At 67.0% G+C, this 18,704-nt stretch carries 14 protein-coding genes and 1 tRNA gene; 7 read left to right on the top strand and 8 right to left on the bottom strand.

Annotation, left to right across the window (positions count from 1 at the left end; all coding sequences use genetic code 11):
- Positions 1-111: 111 nt before the first annotated feature.
- A tRNA-Ser gene (locus MTR62_RS01565) sits at positions 112-201 on the top strand.
- 172 nt (positions 202-373) lie between these two features.
- Here the strand turns inward: MTR62_RS01565 and katG are convergent.
- Complete coding sequence (gene katG, locus MTR62_RS01560; protein WP_244016517.1) at positions 374-2,569, bottom strand: catalase/peroxidase HPI; 2,196 nt, start codon at positions 2,567-2,569, stop codon at positions 374-376.
- Between the two features lie 303 nt (positions 2,570-2,872).
- Entirely contained in the window at positions 2,873-3,709 is an 837-nt protein-coding gene (locus tag MTR62_RS01555; RefSeq protein WP_244016516.1) for an alpha/beta fold hydrolase, read from the bottom strand.
- Positions 3,710-4,047: 338 nt separating this feature from the next.
- On the opposite strand from MTR62_RS01555, the gene MTR62_RS01550 reads away from it, so the two are divergent.
- Positions 4,048-7,395, top strand: coding sequence for a PAS-domain containing protein (locus MTR62_RS01550; RefSeq protein WP_244016515.1), 3,348 nt, complete (start codon positions 4,048-4,050; stop codon positions 7,393-7,395).
- On the opposite strand, the gene MTR62_RS01545 is transcribed toward MTR62_RS01550, so the two are convergent.
- Together MTR62_RS01545 and acs are read right to left on the bottom strand one after the other, a co-directional pair.
- The gene (locus tag MTR62_RS01545) at positions 7,372-8,016 is read right to left on the bottom strand and encodes a LuxR C-terminal-related transcriptional regulator (RefSeq protein ID WP_244016514.1); all 645 of its coding nucleotides are present in this window, start codon (positions 8,014-8,016) and stop codon (positions 7,372-7,374) included. The two genes, MTR62_RS01550 and MTR62_RS01545, sit on opposite strands and share 24 nt — an antisense overlap.
- 23 nt (positions 8,017-8,039) lie before the next feature.
- On the bottom strand, positions 8,040-9,989 hold the full coding sequence (gene acs / locus MTR62_RS01540; RefSeq protein ID WP_244016513.1) for an acetate--CoA ligase: 1,950 nt from the start codon (positions 9,987-9,989) through the stop codon (positions 8,040-8,042).
- 238 nt (positions 9,990-10,227) lie between these two features.
- Between acs and MTR62_RS01535 the strand changes: the two genes are divergently transcribed.
- From MTR62_RS01535 to MTR62_RS01515, 5 genes are all read left to right on the top strand, one after another.
- Positions 10,228-11,646 (top strand): DcaP family trimeric outer membrane transporter, encoded by a 1,419-nt coding sequence (locus tag MTR62_RS01535; protein WP_244016512.1) that lies wholly within the window; start codon positions 10,228-10,230, stop codon positions 11,644-11,646.
- A gap of 63 nt (positions 11,647-11,709) precedes the next feature.
- Positions 11,710-13,386 (top strand): MFS transporter, encoded by a 1,677-nt coding sequence (locus tag MTR62_RS01530; RefSeq protein ID WP_244016511.1) that lies wholly within the window; start codon positions 11,710-11,712, stop codon positions 13,384-13,386.
- Between the two features lie 121 nt (positions 13,387-13,507).
- Positions 13,508-14,023: a GNAT family N-acetyltransferase gene (locus tag MTR62_RS01525; protein WP_244016510.1), complete on the top strand. Its 516-nt coding sequence runs from the start codon at positions 13,508-13,510 to the stop codon at positions 14,021-14,023.
- Positions 14,024-14,264: 241 nt separating this feature from the next.
- Entirely contained in the window at positions 14,265-14,537 is a 273-nt protein-coding gene (locus MTR62_RS01520) for a PilZ domain-containing protein (RefSeq protein WP_244016509.1), read from the top strand.
- 128 nt (positions 14,538-14,665) lie between these two features.
- A complete protein-coding gene (locus tag MTR62_RS01515; RefSeq protein WP_244016508.1) occupies positions 14,666-15,442 on the top strand; it encodes an SIMPL domain-containing protein in 777 nt (258 codons plus the stop codon).
- A 105-nt stretch (positions 15,443-15,547) separates the two neighbouring features.
- Here the strand turns inward: MTR62_RS01515 and lpdA are convergent, their stop codons facing one another.
- From lpdA to MTR62_RS01495, 4 genes are all read right to left on the bottom strand, one after another.
- Entirely contained in the window at positions 15,548-16,960 is a 1,413-nt protein-coding gene (gene lpdA, locus MTR62_RS01510; protein ID WP_244016507.1) for a dihydrolipoyl dehydrogenase, read from the bottom strand.
- 4 nt (positions 16,961-16,964) lie between these two features.
- A complete protein-coding gene (locus tag MTR62_RS01505) occupies positions 16,965-17,303 on the bottom strand; it encodes an acyl-CoA thioesterase (RefSeq protein ID WP_244016580.1) in 339 nt (112 codons plus the stop codon).
- Between the two features lie 28 nt (positions 17,304-17,331).
- Positions 17,332-17,751, bottom strand: a complete 420-nt coding sequence (locus MTR62_RS01500) for an acyl-CoA thioesterase (RefSeq protein WP_244016506.1) — start codon at positions 17,749-17,751, stop codon at positions 17,332-17,334.
- A gap of 1 nt (position 17,752) precedes the next feature.
- Positions 17,753-18,704, bottom strand: a 952-nt coding sequence (locus MTR62_RS01495; RefSeq protein ID WP_244016505.1) for a 2-oxo acid dehydrogenase subunit E2, incomplete at its 5' end; no start/stop codon positions are given.

The following is an 18,704-nucleotide window of genomic DNA, read 5'->3' as shown; positions in this document are numbered from 1 at the left end:
CGCTTGCACTCCCGGCGGGTTTGTCTATGCGCAGGGCAACGCCGCAGGAAAACGCCGCGATGGGCCAAAACCACCCTCGCACGCGCTCGCGGTACGGGCCCGATCGGGTATGGAAGCGTGGCCGAGTGGTTGAAGGCACTAGTCTTGAAAACTAGCGACGGGGTAACTCGTTCGTGGGTTCGAATCCCACCGCTTCCGCCAGATCGTGCGCATTTTAGCGCTGTTTAAGGCAACCGGAAACAGGCTCGACTTGCGCAAGGCAGCGCCCTTTACGGCGCCCACGGAAAACCGCACGCTTTCGCCACCTTGCGGTGGCGAAAGCGTGCGGTTTGCCCTGTCGGACGCAAGGGGCACGCCCCTTGGTGTCCGATCCTTACGCCAGATCGTAACGATCCGCGTTCATGACCTTGGTCCAGACTTCGAGGAAATCGGCAAGGAAGCGGTCTTCGCCGTCGCTCGAGGCGTAGACTTCGCACAGCGCCCGGAGCTGGGCGTTCGAGCCGAACACCAGGTCGACGCGGCTCGCGGTCCACTTGGGCGCGCCACTGGCGCGATCGTGGCCGAGATAGGTTTCGGCCTCGGAGGTCTCATCGCGGGTCCAGGCGGTCCCCATGTCGAGCAGGTTGACGAAAAAGTCGGTGGTGAGCGCGCCCGGACGTTCGGTCAACACCCCGCGGGCATCGCCCTTGTGGTTGACACCCAGGACGCGCAAGGCCCCGATCAGCACCGTCATTTCGGGTGCGGACAGTCCGAGGAGCTGCGCCTTGTCGACCAGAAGCTCATCGACCGGGACGGGATAGTTGGCACCAAGGTAGTTGCGGAACCCATCCACCCTGGGCTCGAGCCAGGCGAAGTTTTCGGCATCGGTCTGCTCGGGGCTGGCATCCACCCGCCCCGGCGTGAAGGGCACCTCGAGGTCGCGCCCGGCTGCCCTGGCCGCCAGTTCGATGCCCACGCCGCCGCCCAGCACGATGAGGTCGGCGATCGAGACGTCGCCAAACCCGGCCTGGATGCCTTCATAGACCGCCAGCACGCGGGCAAGTTCGGTTGGCGCGTTGACGGCCCAGTCCTTTTGCGGGGCCAGCCGGATGCGCGCGCCGTTGGCGCCGCCGCGATGGTCGGTCACGCGGTGGGTCGAGGCCGAGGCCCAGGCGGTGCCCACCAGATCCGCGACCGACAGCCCGCTCGCCGCGATCATGCCCTTGAGCGTCGCGACATCCGCATCGCCCAGCGGCGCGAAGCGCGGTGCGGGCAGCGGGTCCTGCCACAGCAGGTCCTCGGCAGGCACGTCGGGGCCGAGATAGCGCGCCTTGGGGCCCATGTCGCGGTGGGTGAGCTTGAACCACGCGCGCGCAAAGGCATCGGCGAACTTGCCGGGGTTCGCGCGGTAATCCTCCATGATCCGGCGGTATTCGGGATCGACCTTCATCGCCATGTCGGCGGTGGTCATCATCGTTGGCACGCGCCGCTCGGGGCTGTGCGCGCCGGGGGCCTGCGTGTCGGCCGGGTTGCCCACCGGCTGCCACTGGTGCGCGCCCGCCGGACTGGTGACGATCTCGTACTCGTGGTCGAGCAGCATGTCGAAGTAGCTCATGTCCCACGTGATCGGCGTGGGCGTCCACGAGCCTTCGAGGCCCGAGGTAATCGTGTCGTCGCCCATGCCGCTGCCGGCCGTCGAAACCCAGCCAAGGCCCATTTGCGCGATGTCCGCACCTTCGGGCTCGGCGCCGACCAGCGCGGCATCACCGCCGCCGTGGGTCTTGCCGAAGGTGTGGCCGCCTGCGGTCAGCGCCACGGTCTCCTCATCGTTCATGCCCATGCGCGCGAAGGTCTCGCGCACATCGCGCGCCGAGCCGACCGGATCGCTGTTGCCGCCCGGTCCTTCGGGATTGACGTAGATGAGGCCCATCTGGATCGCGGCAAGCGGATTTTCGAGATCCATCTGCTTGTCGGGCTGGATGCGTGTTTCGGCACCCTGTCCGACCCACTGTTCCTCGGTGCCCCAGTAAACGTCAGTCTCGGGCGCGTAGACATCCTCGCGCCCGCCGCCAAAGCCGAAGATCGGCCCGCCCATGCTCTCGATCGCGACATTGCCCGCGAGGATCATCAGGTCCGCCCAGCTGAGCGCGGCGCCGTACTTGGCCTTGATCGGCCAGAGCAGGCGGCGTGCCTTGTCGAGATTGCCGTTGTCGGGCCAGGAATTGAGCGGCGCGAAACGCTGCTGGCCCGCCCCTGCCCCGCCGCGCCCGTCGCCCGAACGATAGGTCCCGGCCGAGTGCCAGGCCATGCGGATGAAGAAGGGCCCGTAATGCCCGTAGTCGGCCGGCCACCAGGGCTGGCTGTCGGTCATCAGCGCGGTGAGATCGGCCTTCACGGCGGCAAGGTCGAGCGTCTTGAAGGCTTGCGCGTAGTCGAACCCGGCGCCCATCGGGCTTGGGTCCTTGCCGCCTTGCGCCAGGATGTCGAGGCTGAGCTGCTGGGGCCACCAGTCACGGTTGGTGCGCCCGGTCAGCGCGCGGACCGGGTTGGCGTGGAACGGGCATTGGCCTTTTGGACTTTCGGCATTCATCTTGGCTCTCCAGTCTTTTGTTCTTCCCGCTTCGGAGCGTTCGGCGCGGCGCGAGCAGAGCTGGGAACGAACGGCGGGCATGCCAGGGGCGACGCGGCGAACAGGCGGCGCGGGCACGTCCCTCTGGGGTGATCGCGCGGGGCAAAAGGCCAGGAGGTCTGCCGCGCGGGGGCACTGCAAGGGGCGCATTCCACACCGCGGAACGAACGGCGCGCTGACACGCCGCACAGGATAGGCCGGGCACGGACCGCGCACAAGCGGCAAGCGCCGCCTGCGCGCGATCCATGCTGGCCGGTCGTGCGCTCAGGCCTCGATGAAGGCGAGCAGGTCGGGGTTGATCACGTCGGCGTTGACAGTGAGCATCCCGTGCGAGAAGCCCTCGTAGATCCTGAGCGTTGCATCCGGCAGGATCTCGGCCTGGAGCACGCCCGCATTCGTGTAAGGCACGACCTGGTCGTCATCGCCATGAAGCACCAGCGTGGGCACGCTCATGGCCTTGAGGTCCTGGGTCTGGTCGGTCTCGGAGAAGGCCTTGATGCCCTCGTAATGGGCCTTGGCGCTGCCCATCATGCCCTGGCGCCACCAGTTCTGGATCACGCCTTCGATGGGGGCCACGCCGTCCCGGTTGAAGCCGTAGAACGGGCCTGCCGCCACGTCGCGGAAGAACTGCGCGCGGTTGGCGGCAAGACCTGCGCGCAGGCCATCGAAGACGTCGATCGGCAGGCCGCCGGGATAGGCCTCAGTCTTGAGCATGATCGGCGGCACCGCGCTCACCAGCACGGCCTTGGCGACACGGCCCTGCGGGATGCCGTAACGCGCGACATAAGCGGCAACTTCGCCGCCGCCGGTCGAGTGACCGATGTGGACCGCGTTCCTGAGATCGAGGTGTTCCATGACCGCCGCGGCATCGGCCGCGTAGTGGTCCATGTCGTGGCCTTCGCTCACTTGCGCCGAGCGGCCGTGGCCCCGGCGATCATGCGCGACGACGCGGTATCCCTTGGCAAGGAAGAACAGCATCTGCGTGTCCCAATCGTCCGACGACAGCGGCCAGCCATGGTGAAACACGATCGGCTGGGCATCCTTCGCCCCCCAATCCTTGTAGAAGATATCGACGCCATCGGTGGTGGTGACGGTGGGCATGGGAAAAGTCCTTTCATCGAATGGCAAGGCCGGGACAGGCCGATGCCCCCCTTTTGCGTGGGTCGAGCCTTTCTGTTCAGAGGGATAATTTCATCCCATCTTTTCGATCGATTCGAAAAGCTTTCGAACGACCCCTGTTCGCATCGGGCCCGTGCCAGCGCTTAGGCGCCCTTTCGCGATGGGCGCGCGGAACTATCCATGAGTATAGCCAGCCCGATGTCTGCGGGCATGACAGACGCCTCGCACGCAGCTAGGGTCGCGGTGCAAGGGACAGGAGAGGAAGGGGCAGAGTGGCACGCAAGGTGGCCCATGAGGCGTGAACGCGAGGGTGTCCCGCGATGAGCCTGCCGATGTCGATCCTCGCCGCGCTCACACTGGTGGGGCTGCTCTTCGTGGTGGCCGCACTGGTCGAGCGGACCGGCCACCGGCGGCGGCAGAATTCGCGGCTGCGCCGCCGCGCCTATACCCTTGCGCTCGGCGTCTATTGCACCAGCTGGACGTTCTACGGTTCGACCGGGACGGCCGTGCGCGCGGGCTGGTCGTTCCTGCCGATCTATCTGGGGCCGATCCTGCTGCTGGTGCTTGCCCCGCGCTTTCTCCAGCGTCTGGGACAAGCGGTCGCGCACGAGCGGGCCACCACCGTATCGGACTTCATCGCCGCGCGTTTCGGGCACGACGCCGGAGTCGCCCGGCTCGTCACATTGATCGCGCTGCTGGGCACGATCCCCTATCTCGCGCTCCAGCTGCGCTCGATCGGCAGCGCCTTGACCATCGTTTCGGGAAGCACCATCGCAACCCCGGCGATGATCGTCTCGGCGGGCTTGCTGACACTTTTCGCGGTGCTGTTCGGTGCGCGCCGGTTCGAACTGGCGGGGCGCAGCGAAGGCTTGCTCTACGCCGTCGGACTTGATTCGCTGATCAAGCTCGCGGCGATGGCCATCGTCGCCGTGCTGGCCTGTGTGCTGCTCGTCACCAGCGATAACGAACGCATCGCGCATGGCCTTCACGCGGTGGCGCAGACTTTTGCCCCGCAGCACCTCTCGTTCGACGTGCTCGCCACGTTGCTCGTCTCCACGTTCGCCATTATCGCGCTGCCGCGACAGTTCTACATGGGGCTGGTCGAAGCCTTCGACGAGGAAGACATGAGCCGCGCGCGGCTCGGTCTCGCCGCGTATCTGGGCGCGATGGCGCTGCTCATCGTGCCTATCGCGCTGGCCGGGCGTGCGCTGCTGCCCGACGCCACGCCGCCCGATCTCTACGTTCTGAGCCTGCCCGACTGGGCAGGGTCGAACCTGGCGCTGGCCGCTGCCCTGCTCGGCGGGATCGGCGCTGCGGCCTCGATGGCCATCGTCGATACGACGGCGCTTGCCACGATGGTCTCGAACGACCTGTTCGCGCGGGCCGTGATCGGTGCGCCCGAACGGTCGCGCTCGGGCACGATCGGACGGCGCTTGCTGTTCACGCGTCGCCTGTCGATCGCCGGGATCATGGCGCTCGCGCTTGCCTTTGCCCTGCTGGTGAGCGGGCAGCAATCGCTTGCCTCGATGGGGCTCGTGGCCTTTGCCGCGATGGCCCAGTTCACCCCGCACCTGATCCTGGCGACGCTGGGGCGCGACCGCGATCCGGTGGCCGCCCGAGCGAGCCTGACGGTGGGGCTCATCGCCTGGGCCTACACGCTGGCCCTGCCCCCGATCCTGCCCGCGCCCTGGCTCGCCGCCCTGGCGCATACCCAGCTCGACCCGGTTCATCTGCTCGGCATCGGCGCCGCCGGCCCCTTTGTCCATGGCGTGCTGTGGAGCCTGGGGCTCAACCTTGCGGTCCACGCCCTCGTCGCCGCGCGCACGATGCCCGCGCCCAACGCGCCGCGGCGTCTTGGCGGGTCGCGACGGGTGACGAACCTGGGAGAACTTGAGCGTTTCCTTGCCAGTTTCGTTGGCCAGGACGCAGCGCGGGGCGAGTTTCCCGAAGAACTCCACGGGTTGCCGGTGGATCGGCGCGCCGCCACTCGCGCTCAGGCACGGATCGCGCAAGTGGTCGGTGCCTCCTCGGCCCGTACGCTCGTCGCCTCGGCGCTGGCGAGTGGACAGATGGACCTTGCCGACGTGACCCGTCTGCTCGACGAAGGGGGCCAGTCGCTGCGCTTTTCGCGCCAGTTGCTCGCCGCCACGTTCGAGAACATCGACGCCGGGATCAGCGTGGTCGACGCCGAACTCAACCTCATCGCGTGGAACTCACGCTATGAGGAGATCCTCAAGTACCCGCCCGGCCTGGTCCATGCGGGAATGCCGATCGAGGCGCTGATCCGCCACAACGCGCTGCGCGGCGACTTTGGCGGCGATGACGTCGAGACCAGCATCGCGCGCCGGCTCGACCACTTGCGCGCGCGCCAGCCCCACAGTTTCGAACGCCGCCGCGACGACGGGCGCGTCATCAAGACCGTGGGCGGCCCGATGCCGGGCGGCGGCTACGTCATGTCCTTCACCGACGTGACCGAGGAAGCAGCCGTGCGCGACGAACTGGGCCGCACGCTGGCCGAACTCGAGCAGCGGGTCGAGGATCGCACCCGCGAACTGCGCGAGGCGAACCAGCAGCTGGCGCGGGCCACGCGCGACAAGACGCGCTTCCTGGCCGCGGCCAGCCACGACCTGCTCCAGCCCCTCCACGCCGCGCGCCTGTTCACCGCCGCACTGGGCCGCAAGGCCACACCCGAAGCGCTCGGCCTCGTCACCCGTGTCGACAACGCCATCGTCGCGGCAGAGGAATTGCTGCGCGCCCTGCTCGACATCTCGCGCATCGATGCGGGCGGGATCGTCCCCGAGCCGCAAGTGCTCGACCTCGCACCGTTTCTCAAGGATCTGGCCGAGAGCTTCCGGCCGAGCGCCGAGGCCAAGGGCTTGCGGCTGACCATCGGATCGCTGCTCGGCACGGTCGAGACCGACCCTGGCCTGTTGCGGTCGGTCATGCAGAATTTCCTGTCGAACGCCTTGCGCTATACCCGCAAGGGCGGCGTGGTGCTGGGCGTGCGGCGGCGCGGCGGCTGGCTGCGTGTCGACGTTGTCGACACCGGTGTCGGTTTCGCGCCCGAGGAGGCCGAGACCATCTTCGGCGAGTTCACCCGGCTCGGCACCATTGAGGCGGAAGGTCTCGGGCTCGGCCTCGCGCTGGTCGAACGGATCGTGCGCCTGCTGGACGGGCGGCTGGAGGTGTCCTCGAACCAGGGACGCGGCAGCCGGTTCAGCCTGCTGCTTCGCGCGCACGCGACGCGGGCTCCCAGCGCGGCGGCGGTCGAGCTGCCCGCCGCTCCGGCTTCCCGGACGCATCGCCTGACGGTCCTTGTGGTCGATAACGACCAGCGCATCGTCGAGGCGACGGGTGCGCTGGTCGAACAGCTCGGACACCGCGCCATCGGCGTGCGCACCACGGCCGAGGCGCTGGCGGTGGCCGATACGGCGGATGCGGTGCTGGCCGACTACCGGCTCGACCATGGCGAAACCGGCCTCGCTCTCATCGAGGCGCTGCGCGCGCGGCGGCCGGGGCTAGCCGCCGCGATCCTGACCGCAGAGCCACAGGGCGAGGTCCGCCAGAGCGCCGAGGCGCTGGGTGTGCGCATCTACGCCAAGCCGGTCCCGCCCGAGGCGATCGAGCGCTTTCTGGCTTCGATCTCAGTGTCTGAGATGCAATCCTAGCGAGCGCGCGACGAGCGCGGCCTGGGTGCGGTTGCTGACGTCGAGCTTGCGCATGATCGCGGTCATGTGCGCCTTCACGGTCGCCTCGCTGATGCCGAGGCTATGCGCGATCTGCTTGTTGAGTTGACCGTCGAGCACGGCGAGCAGCACCTTGAGCTGCGTGGGTGTCAGATCGGCGACGCGTTCGCGGATCGGGTCGAGATCGGACGCGCCATCACTCGAGGACACGCTTCGCCGCGTGGCGGGAGTGCGTCCGGCGAGCGCAGCGGAAATCGCGTCTTCGATTACAGCCAGATCGGCGTCCTTGCGCAGGAAGCCCCGCGCCCCGAAGGCGCGGGCCTCGTCGGCCGCGTGGTCGCCTTCCGCGCTCGAAACGACGAGGATGGGCACGTCGGGCCGCTCGGCGTGGAGCAGCGCGATGCCCGAGAAGCCCACCGCTCCGGGCATCTTCAAGTCGAGCAGGATGAGCGCGAGATCGCCGCGCTCGGCCACCATCCCCGAGGCGGCGACAAGCGTCCCGGCCTCGAGCACGGTCGCGTCGGGCGCCACCTGCCCGACCGCGAGGGCAAGCGCCTGGCGGAAGAGCGGGTGGTCATCGGCGATGAGGATGCTGCGAGTCATCCTCCGGGTTTAGCAGCTTGGCTTCAGGCCGTCGCGGGCTGCGGGCGATTGGCGATGAGGTTGTCGACCACCGAGGGGTCGGCCAACGTCGAGGTATCGCCGAGGTTGGAAAAGTCGTTCTCGCCGATCTTGCGCAGGATGCGGCGCATGATCTTGCCCGAGCGCGTCTTGGGCAGTCCCGGTGCAAACTGGATGACGTCGGGCGTGGCAATCGGGCCAATCTCGTGGCGCACCCACTTGACCAGCTCGCGGCGCAGGTCCTCGTCGGCCTCGACCCCCACGTTGGTGGTGACGAAGGCGTAGATGCCCTGCCCCTTGATCTCGTGCGGCATGCCGACCACCGCTGCCTCGGCGACCTTGTGGTGCGCGACCAGCGCGCTTTCGATCTCGGCCGTGCCCATGCGGTGGCCCGAGACGTTGATGACGTCATCGATCCGGCCGGTGATCCAGTAATAGCCGTCCTCGTCGCGGCGGCATCCATCGCCGGTGAAGTAGAAACCCTTGAAGGTGCTGAAATAGGTCTGGAAGAAGCGCTCGTGATCGCCCCACACGGTGCGCATCTGTCCGGGCCAGCTGCCGGCAACGACGAGGCAGCCCTCGCCCGCTCCGGTAATTTCCTTGCCCTCGCCGTCGAGCAGCATGGGCTTCACCCCGAACATCGGCTTGGACGCCGAACCGGGCTTGAGCGCGGTGGCACCGGGCAGCGGGGTGATCATCACGCCGCCGGTCTCGGTCTGCCACCAGGTGTCGACGATCGGACAGCGCCCCTCGCCCACCACGTTGTAGTACCAGGACCAGGCTTCGGGATTGATCGGCTCGCCCACCGAGCCGAGCAGCCGCAGGCTCTTGCGGCTCGTCGCCTTCACGAAATCATCGCCCTCGCGCATCAGCGCGCGCAGCGCGGTCGGCGCGCCGTAGAAGATCTCGACCTCGAACTTGTCGACGATCTGCCAGAAGCGGCTCGCATCGGGATAGCTGGGCACGCCTTCGAACATCACGGTCGTCGCGCCGTTCATCAGCGGGCCGTAAACGACGTAGGAATGGCCCGTCACCCAGCCGATGTCGGCAGCGCACCAGTAGATCTGCCCCGGACGGTAATCGAACACGTATTCGTGGGTCATCGAGGCCCAGACGCTGTAACCGCCCGTGGTGTGCAGCACGCCCTTGGGCTTGCCGGTCGAGCCCGAGGTATAGAGAATGAAGAGCGGGTCCTCGGCCGCCATTTCGACCGGCTCGCAGTCCGCGCTCTGCCCGGCAACGCCCGCGGCCCAGTCGATGTCGCGCCCTTCGACCATCGGCACGTCCGCGCCGGTGTGGGCGAGCACGATGACGGTACCGACACCAGGGCAGTCCTTGAGCGCCTCGTCGACATTGGCCTTGAGCGGCACGCGCTTGCCGCCGCGCAGCCCCTGGTCGGCGGTGAGCACGATCGAGCTGTCGCAGTCTGTGATGCGTCCGGCGAGCGCATCGGGCGAGAAACCGGCAAAGACGATCGAGTGAATCGCGCCGATCCGCGCGCAGGCGAGCATCGCCACCGCCGCTTCGGGCACCATCGGCAGGTAGATCGTCACCCGATCGCCTTTCCTGACCCCGCGTGCCTTGAGCAGGTTGGCGAAGCGGCAGACCTGCGCGTGCAGATCACGGTAGGTGATGCGGCGCTCGCCAGTAGTTGGATCGTCAGGCTCGAACAGGATCGCGACCTGATCGCCGCGCGTCGCAAGATGCCGGTCGAGCGCGTTGGCCGAGAGGTTGAGCGTGCCGTCAGTGAACCAGGAGATGCCGAAGTCGGCCTCATCGAAACTGGTCTGCTTGACCACGCTGAACGGCTTGATCCAGTCGATCCGCTGCGCTTCCTCGGCCCAGAAGCCTTCGGGATCGTCGATCGAACGGGCGTACTTTTCCTGATAGCGCGTCTCGTCGATCAGCGCGTTCTGGGCCCAGTCTGCGGGGACGGGATAAAGGGCCTCGACCATCAGTAAACTCCTCTCCGGTGTGTTGCGCTCCGGTTAACCCGGGTTTGGACGGGTCCTAACACATCCCGCGCGGCGTCACGACATTAGACAATGGTCGAATGCCTGCGCCGATGGTCGGGATAGTGCGCGGCGGAACGCTCTTCGAATATAGGCGTGTCCCGGGACAATCCCAAGGGGCCGTTCCATTGGTTCGGCCCAAGAGAATGGAGCTGGTCGGGACGACATTAGGAGAGGGAAAATGTCGAACCAACGGCGTTTGTCCTGCGCCCTTCTGGCCGCGAGCGGGCTTGTCGTCCCGCACGTCGCCCTGGCGCAGGCAAGCGATCGCGAGGCCGTGTTGGAGGCGCGCCTCGCCAAGCTCGAAAGCGAAATGGCCGCCTTGCGCGCCGATCTTGCTGCTGCGCGCGAGGAGACGCCCGGCGCTGCGCCGCCCAGCCTGCCAGCGTCGTCTGCCCCCGCGGTGGCATCGGCGGTGTCGTTGGCGCCGCCCCCCACACCGCCGGCAAGTCCGCCGCCAGCAACGGACGGCTTTACCGCGGGCAACGGCGCGACGCGCATTCGGCTCGGCGGCTTCATCAAGATGGTCGCCAGCACGAGCCGCTTCAGCGACGGCGAAGTGGCGACCAATTCGCTGGGACGCGATTTCTACCTGCCCCAGACCATCCCGACCGGTGGCGGATCGGCGCAGCGGGTCGAGGATTTTACCGCCAAGCAGACCCGCCTGTGGCTCAACTTCGACACGCTCGTCGCGGGCCATTCGCTCAACAGCTACATCGAGGTCGACTTTCAGACCTCGCCGGGATCGCAAGGCTCGCAGCGCACCACCAACGGCTACAACCTCGCGCTGCGCCGCGCCTGGATCAAGCTCGGACGAGTGACCATGGGCCAGGACTGGTCAACCTTCCAGTACACCGGCGCGCTGCCCGAAAGCACCGATTTCGTCGGGACGACCGAGGGGACGGTGTTCGTGCGCCAGCCTCTCATACGCTACAGCGCGCCGCTTTCTCGCGCGCTGACGCTGCACGCCGCGCTCGAGGAACCGGAATCGGGCACCGCGAACGCGGGTTCGGCCACGCTCACCGAAAATGGCGACGATCGCCTGCCCGATTTCGCCGCCCGCCTCGCGCTCGCCGGAAAGGCGGGCGAGGCGTCGCTTGCGGTGCTCGCCCGGCAGGTGCGGGTGGACGATGCCGGGCTTGGCGACACGGCCTTTGGATGGGGCGTGAGCGCGGGCGGCAAGCTCTTCCTCAACCCCGCCCGCTCGGCGGACCTGCGCGCCATGGTCACCTACGGGCACAACGCGAGCCGCTACATCGGGCTCAATTTCGCGCCCGATGCGGTTTACGTCGCGGCGACCAACCGGCTCGAAGATGTCGACGTGCTGGCCGGGCTGCTCGCCGTGAAGGTCCCGCTCGGCGGGACGCTGCGCACGAACGTGATGGCGAGCTACCAGCGCGTGTTCTACGCCGACGCGCTCTCCGAAGCGATGATCGGCACGTACAACAGGCAGGCCTGGAGCGTGGCGGCCAACCTGTTCTACTCGCCCGTGCCCAGCGTCGATCTCGGGGTCGAGATCCGCCACGGCACGCGCCAGCTCGTCAACGGCGATGACGGCGCGCTCGACCGCCTCGAATTCGCCGCGCGGTACAGCTTCTGATAGGAACGTTCAAAACACCCCGCGCGCGCGCACGTCGCACGGGGCACATTGGGAGAGTGCGCAATGGCAACGACTTACGAACCGTACGACGAGCTGCCCAAACACCACAAGGCGACCGGGAACGAAAAGCTGGTCATCACCGCCTCCTCGCTGGGGACGGTGTTCGAGTGGTATGACTTCTATCTTTATGGCCTGCTCGCCAGTTTCATCTCGAAAGTCTTCTTTTCGGGCGTGAACGAGACCACGGGTTTCATTCTGGCGCTGGGCGCGTTCGCCGCAGGCTTCGCGGTGCGCCCGTTCGGGGCGCTGGTGTTCGGGCGACTGGGCGATCTGGTCGGGCGCAAGTATACCTTCCTGGTGACGATGGGCCTGATGGGCCTGTCCACCTTCACCGTGGGCCTGCTGCCGGGCTATGACAGCATCGGCATCGCCTCGCCGATCATCCTGGTGGCGCTGCGCATCGTGCAGGGGCTGGCGCTGGGCGGCGAATACGGCGGTGCGGCGACTTATGTCGCCGAACACGCCCCGCACAACCGGCGCGGGCTCTACACCAGCTTCATCCAGATCACCGCGACCTTCGGTCTGTTCGCCGCGCTGCTGGTGGTGCTGGGCGTGCGCACCGGCATGGGCGAGGACAGCTTCGCGGGCTGGGGCTGGCGCGTGCCGTTCCTGCTCTCGGCGATCCTCCTGGCGGTCTCGATGTGGATCCGCCTCCAGCTCAACGAAAGCCCGGTCTACCAGAAGATGAAGGAGGAAGGCACGACTTCCAAGGCGCCGCTGACCGAGGCGTTCGGGACCTGGGGCAATCTCAAGTTCGTCATCATCGCGCTGTTCGGCGCGGTCGCCGGCCAGGCGGTGGTCTGGTACACGGGCCAGTTCTACGCGATGTTCTACCTTGAAAAGATACTCAAGGTGGACGGGGCGACGACCAATTACCTGATTGCCATCGCGCTGGCGCTGGGCACCCCGCTGTTCGTCTTCTTCGGGTGGCTGTCGGACAAGATCGGGCGCAAATACATCGTCCTGGGCGGCTGCCTGCTGGGCGCTGTGACCTATTTTCCGGCCTTCCACACGCTTGCCGAAGCGGCCAATCCGGCGCTTGCCCGCGCGGGCCAGACCGCTCCGGTCGTGGTGAGCGCCAACGCGGGCGAGTGCTCGTTCCAGTTCGACCCGATCGGCAAGAACACCTTCGACACCACCAGCTGCGACATCGCCAAGGCCTTTCTCGCCAGGAACGGCATCAACTACACCAACCGGGCCGCGCCCGCAGGCACGATCGCCTCGGTATCGATCGGCGGGGTTGCGCTCGTCGCGCCCAACCCGGCCGAAGTCTCGGGCGAGGCGCGCGCGGCGGCCATCACCGCCTACCAGCAGAGCATCAAGTCCGCCCTTGCCGATGCGGGCTATCCCGCCGCCGCCGATCCCGAGCAGATGGACACCGTGACCGTGGTCGCGGTGCTGTTCTACCTCGTGGTGCTGGTAACGATGGTCTACGGGCCGATCGCCGCAATGCTGGTCGAACTGTTCCCGACCCGCATCCGCTACACCTCGATGTCACTGCCCTATCACCTGGGCAACGGCTGGTTTGGTGGCTTCCTGCCGACCACCGCTTTCGCCATGGTCGCGGCGACGGGCGATATCTACTACGGCTTGTGGTATCCTGTCGTGGTGGCGCTGGTGACCGTGCTCGTGGGCGTGTTCTTCCTGCCCGAAACCTTCCGCCGGAACATCGACGCATGAGCGCCCCGCCACCTGGATGATCTTTCGAAATGCTCCCCGCCCGCCTGATCTCAATCAAGGCGCGGCGGGGCCCGCTGTTTTAAGCCCCCTGTCAATTCCTTCTCCCATCGGAGTACCCACGATGACCCTTTCGACCACCGTGACCCTTCCCACCCGTTCGGGTATCGAACTGGACGTACGCCCCGCCAGCGAGGCCGACGAGGCTCTGCTGGCTGCCTTCTTCGATCGCGTGAGCGAGGAAGACCGCCGCTTCCGCTTCCTGGCCGCGGCGGAACACGTCAGCCAGGCCCAGCTCGCGCCGATGGTCCAGGCCGATCATTTTCGTACCGAATCCTGGCTCGGCTTCGCGACCGGGACCGGCGAACTCGTCGCCTCGGGCCTGCTCGCCTGCGACGGTCCGCTCGACACCGGCGAGATCGCGATTTCGGTGAGCAGCGCTTATCGCAACAAGGGCATCGGCTGGGCCATGCTCGATTTCCTGGCCAAGCAGGCGCAGGAGCGGGGATGCCGCCGGGCGATCTCGATTGAAAGCCGCGACAACCACGCCGCGATCGAACTCGAACGCGAAAAGGGCTTTGTCCCCGAAGCCTTCGAAGGCGATCCCACGCTGGTCATCCTGTCGAAGAGCTTCCGCTAGGCCGCTGGCTTGCACACGAGCGGAAAAAACGGGGTGGGCCAGACGTGGTCCACCCCGCTTTTTGCGCCTTCCCCGCAGGCTGAGACACTCTACGCAGGATCGCCCTAACCGGGCGGCAAGATGTTTGATCGCAAGGGGCTCTTCGCGCAAAGCGGAGAGCCCCTTGCCCTATCGCCCCCCATTCGACACCGCTCCATTCGCGACGGGGGACGCCCCAGCCCATCCGGCGCAGACGATGCGGATGCCACGCGCCGATGTCGCGCTGCTATGCGAAGTGCGTCAGGGCACGCGACCGTGGAAGCGCGTGCAGCTGGAGGATCTTTCGGTCGGCGGCTTTCGCATTGCCGCCATGCCCGAGGCGCGGCGCGAAGTGCCGCTGCGCATCCGCATCCCCGGAATGCACCTGCTGAGCGCGCGGATATGCTGGCAGCGCGACGGTGCCATCGGCTGCGAATTCGCCGAACCGCTCCATGTCGCGGTGTTCGAACATATCGCGCGCCAGGCGTGCGTCTGAGCCCTTTCACCATCGGGCGTCCTCTCGCCGCAGGCCAACAGCGTAATGAACGCGCCCTTGCCATCGCGGCGCGTCTTCGCAAGACTGCCTGATGCCGCCACACCCTGGCGGAACACAAGGGGAAGACGATGCAGCGAACCATGGTGAGCATGGCTTTGGCGGGCGCGGTGGGCCTTTCCGTTGCTGCGGCGGCGCAGGCCCGTGACACGCCACAGGACGAACCCTCCGCGCGCATCCTGGTTTCGGCCAGGGGTAGCGTCGAGACGCCGCCCGACCTCGCAATCGTGACGTATACCCTCCACGGCGAGGGGCAGACCTCGGACGCCGCGCTGACCCACCTCCAGCAACGCGCGACCGCGATCGAGGGCGCGCTGGCCCGCTTTCTCAAGGCCAAGCCCGACCTGCACACGGGAGACCTTTCGATCCGGGCGGTCCGCGGAGAGAAGTGTACGCTCACCACCTACGGACCAGCCCGGCTCTCGACGGACGCCTGCGCCATCCAGGGCTATGTCGCCGATCTGGCGATGACGCTGCGCACGGACCGGGTCGATCAGGCGGGCACGCTGACCGGGTTGATCGGGCGGCACGAAGGGCTCAACCCGCGCATCGTGCGCTTCGAGCTTTCGGACACCAGCGCTGCGCAGCGCGAGGCCATGCGCAAGGCCCTTGGCGATGCGCATGAGCAGGCGGACCTGATTGCGCAAGGCACAGGGGCGAAGCTCGGCCCGGTGCTGCGCATCCAGGATGCCAACTACCGCGAGGTGAAAAGGCCCATGATCGAGCCGGCCCGCGCGGCCCCGCCCCCGCCCGCGCCGCCAGCGCCTCCGGCCGTGGCCATCGCGCTGCGCCCCGCACCGATCACCACCAGCGTCCAGATCTCGGTCGCCTACGCTCTGGCTAACTGAACCGGCCATCGGGGGGGCGCAGGCGGTGAAGCGCGTGCCCGCAAACGCAAAAGGGCGGACCGCAAGGCCCGCCCTTTCACTGCCTGGGATAGAACCCAAGACCGGTCAGATGTGCAGCGCGCGCCCGTAAGCGGCGAGCACCGATTCGTGCATCGCTTCCGAGATCGTGGGGTGCGGGAAGACCGTCTGCATCAGTTCGGCCTCGGTCGTCTCGAGCGTCTTGCCCACCACGAAGCCCTGGATCATCTCGGTCACTTCCGCGCCGACCATGTGTGCACCGAGCAGTTCGCCGGTCTTGGCGTCGAACACGGTCTTCACGAAGCCCTCGGGCTCACCCAGCGCGATCGCCTTGCCGTTGCCGATGAACGGGAAGGTCCCCGCCTTGACGGTGTAGCCCGCTTCCTTGGCCTTGGCTTCGGTCAGCCCGACCGAGGCAACCTGCGGGTGGCAGTAAGTGCAGCCCGGAATGTTGGCACGATCGAGGCCGTGGGGGTGGACGTCCTTGTTGCCCAGTTCCTTGGCGATCGCCTCAGCGGTGGTGACGCCTTCGTGGCTCGCCTTGTGCGCCAGCCAGGGTCCGGGCGTGCAGTCGCCGATCGCCCACAAACCCGCCACGCCCGTGCGGCCGAAATCGTCGATCTGGATGAAGCCGCGGTCCATCTTGGCGCCGACCTTCTCGAGCCCGACGTTCTCGGTGTTGGGAACGATGCCCACCGCCGAGATGACATGGCTGTAGCTTTCGGTGCTGACCGAGCCGTCCTTGGCCTTGATCGTGACCTTGACGTCCTTCGCGCTGGCCTTGACCTCCTGCACCGCCGCTTCGGTGAGGATCTTCATGCCCTGCTTGGTGAGCGCCTTGCTCATGAACGCGGAGACGTCCTTGTCCTCCACCGGCATGATCCGGTCGAGCATCTCGACGATCGTCACGTCCACGCCCATATCGTTGTAGAAGCTCGCGAACTCGACACCGATCGCGCCCGAGCCCATGACCAGCAGCTTGGTCGGCATCTCGGTCGGGGTCATCGCGTGGCGGTAGGTCCACACGCGCTTGCCGTCGACCGGAGCGAACGGCAGTTCGCGGGCCCGCGCGCCGGTGGCGACGATGATGTGCTTGGCGGTGAGGGTTTCCTTGCCCTTCTCGCCCGCAACTTCAAGCTTGCCGCCACCCAGAAGCGTACCGGTGCCCATGTGGACCTCGATCTTGTTCTTCTTCATCAGGTGGGTGACACCCTGGTTGAGCTGCTTGGCAACCCCGCGCGAACGCTTGACGATGGCGTCGAGGTCGGCAGTGATGTTGTCGGCAGCCAGACCGTAGTTCTTGGCGTGCTTCATCTGGTGGAAGATTTCCGACGAGCGCAGCAGCGCCTTGGTCGGAATGCAGCCCCAGTTGAGGCAAATGCCGCCGAGCAGCTCGCGCTCGACAATGGCGGTCTTGAGGCCGAGCTGCGCGCTGCGGATCGCCGCAACATAGCCGCCCGGACCGGAACCGAGGACGATGACGTCGTAGGAAGCTGCCACTGTCTTAACTCTCCTGTTCGATTGCGCGGGGCCTGCCCTCGTCGTCGATGGCGACGAAGGTGAAGACCGCCTGGGTCACTTTCACCCGCTCTTCTTCGTAACGATGGCGGCGCCAGGCCTCGACCGCGATGGTCATCGACGTGCGCCCCACCCTCTTGATTTCACCATAGACGGTCACTTCGTCACCGATGCTGACCGGCTTGTGGAACTGCATGGAATCCATGGCGATCGTTACCGCACGCCCGCGCGAGAAGCGCGCTGCGATGAGACCGGCCGCCATGTCCATCTGGCTGACCAGCCAGCCACCGAAAATATCGCCATAGGCGTTGGTGTCCGCCGGCATCGCCGACACGCGAATGGTCGGCTCGCGATTATCCTCTGTCACCCGCACTCTCCTTTGTCCCGTCCACGATGCGGCAAGGGCGATCATCGTCTCCCAGCACCACGAACGTGAATGTCCCGTTGGCGACTTCGCGCTGTGTCTCGCCAGCCCGCGCGCGCCCGAAGCCCCGCGTGCGCACGGTCATCGAAGTGCGCCCGATCCGTTGCACCTCGGCGAACACGTTGAGTTCGTCGCCGACCTGCATCGTGTCCGGAAAGGCGAAATCCGTGGCCCCCACGACGACCGCCTTGAGCCGCGTGCGCCGGGTCACCAGCGAAGCCGCACCCAGCGCCAGTTGGGCCATGAGCCAGCCCCCGAAGACGCCGCCGTAGGGGTTGAGGTCGGTGGGCATCGCGGTGACGCGAATGACCAGGTCACCCGCACCGCGCTCCACCGACCCTGTGGTCATCTCAGGCGATCATCCCCAGCGGGTTCTCGACCAGTTCCTTGAACGCGGCCATCAGGCGCGCGCCGTCGGCACCGTCGATCGCGCGGTGGTCGAAGCTGCCGGTCGCGCTCATCACGGTCGCAACGCCGAGCGAGCCATCTTCCATGACCCAGGGCTGCTTCTGGCCCGCACCGATCGCCAGGATCATGCCCTGCGGCGGGTTTACCACCGCCGAGAAGGACTTGATGCCCATCATGCCCATGTTCGAGATCGAGGCCGTACCACCCTGGTATTCCTCGGGCTTGAGCTTGCCTTCCTTGGCGCGCTTGCCCAGGTCCTTGGTCATCGTGGCGATCTGCGAGAAGGACTTGTTGTTCGCATCGGGCACGATCGGGGTGATCAGGCCACCCGGGATCGACACCGCAACCGAAATGTCCGCGCGTTCATACTTGATGAGTTCGGTTCCGGCGAACGAGACGTTGCACTCGGGCACTTCGATCAGCGCGAGGCCGAGCGCCTTGACCAGCATGTCGTTGACCGAGACCTTGAGCCCGCGCTTGGCGAGCGTCTCGTTGACCTGCACGCGCAGCGCCATGAGCGCATCGAGCTGGACGTCGACCGACAGGTAGATATGCGGCGCTTCCTGCTTGGACTGCGTGAGGCGCTTGGCGATGGTCTTGCGCATGCCCGAAAGCGTCTCGATGGTGTGCGGCACGCGCGCATCGAGGATCGCAGCGGCACCGGCCGAAGCGGCGACAGGCGCAGACGCGGGGGCCGCCGCAGCCGGAGCGGCCACGGGGGCCGTACCCGGCTGGAACGATTCAATATCGGCCTTGACGATGCGGCCCTTGGGGCCCGAGCCCGTGACGCTGGCAAGGTCGATGCCCTTGCCGGCGGCGAGACGGCGCGCGAGCGGCGAGGCGGCGATACGCTCACCGCTTGCACCGGCAGGCGCGGCGGGTGCCGGCGCGGCG

The organism is Novosphingobium organovorum (genome assembly GCF_022832435.1).
Classification (GTDB): domain Bacteria; phylum Pseudomonadota; class Alphaproteobacteria; order Sphingomonadales; family Sphingomonadaceae; genus Novosphingobium; species Novosphingobium organovorum.
This window is presented reverse-complemented; position numbering and strand designations above follow the sequence as displayed.

Excerpts from the sequence above, each read along its gene's own strand:
- katG (WP_244016517.1), bottom strand. The coding sequence starts at position 2,569 with ATGAATGCCGAAAGTCCAAAAGGCCAATGCCCGTTCCACGCCAACCCG.
- MTR62_RS01555 (WP_244016516.1), bottom strand. The coding sequence starts at position 3,709 with ATGCCCACCGTCACCACCACCGATGGCGTCGATATCTTCTACAAGGAT.
- MTR62_RS01550 (WP_244016515.1), top strand. The coding sequence starts at position 4,048 with ATGAGCCTGCCGATGTCGATCCTCGCCGCGCTCACACTGGTGGGGCTG.
- MTR62_RS01545 (WP_244016514.1), bottom strand. The coding sequence starts at position 8,016 with ATGACTCGCAGCATCCTCATCGCCGATGACCACCCGCTCTTCCGCCAG.
- acs (WP_244016513.1), bottom strand. The coding sequence starts at position 9,989 with ATGGTCGAGGCCCTTTATCCCGTCCCCGCAGACTGGGCCCAGAACGCG.
- MTR62_RS01535 (WP_244016512.1), top strand. The coding sequence starts at position 10,228 with ATGTCGAACCAACGGCGTTTGTCCTGCGCCCTTCTGGCCGCGAGCGGG.
- MTR62_RS01530 (WP_244016511.1), top strand. The coding sequence starts at position 11,710 with ATGGCAACGACTTACGAACCGTACGACGAGCTGCCCAAACACCACAAG.
- MTR62_RS01525 (WP_244016510.1), top strand. The coding sequence starts at position 13,508 with ATGACCCTTTCGACCACCGTGACCCTTCCCACCCGTTCGGGTATCGAA.
- MTR62_RS01520 (WP_244016509.1), top strand. The coding sequence starts at position 14,265 with ATGCCACGCGCCGATGTCGCGCTGCTATGCGAAGTGCGTCAGGGCACG.
- MTR62_RS01515 (WP_244016508.1), top strand. The coding sequence starts at position 14,666 with ATGCAGCGAACCATGGTGAGCATGGCTTTGGCGGGCGCGGTGGGCCTT.
- MTR62_RS01505 (WP_244016580.1), bottom strand. The coding sequence starts at position 17,303 with ATGCCGGCGGACACCAACGCCTATGGCGATATTTTCGGTGGCTGGCTG.
- MTR62_RS01500 (WP_244016506.1), bottom strand. The coding sequence starts at position 17,751 with ATGACCACAGGGTCGGTGGAGCGCGGTGCGGGTGACCTGGTCATTCGC.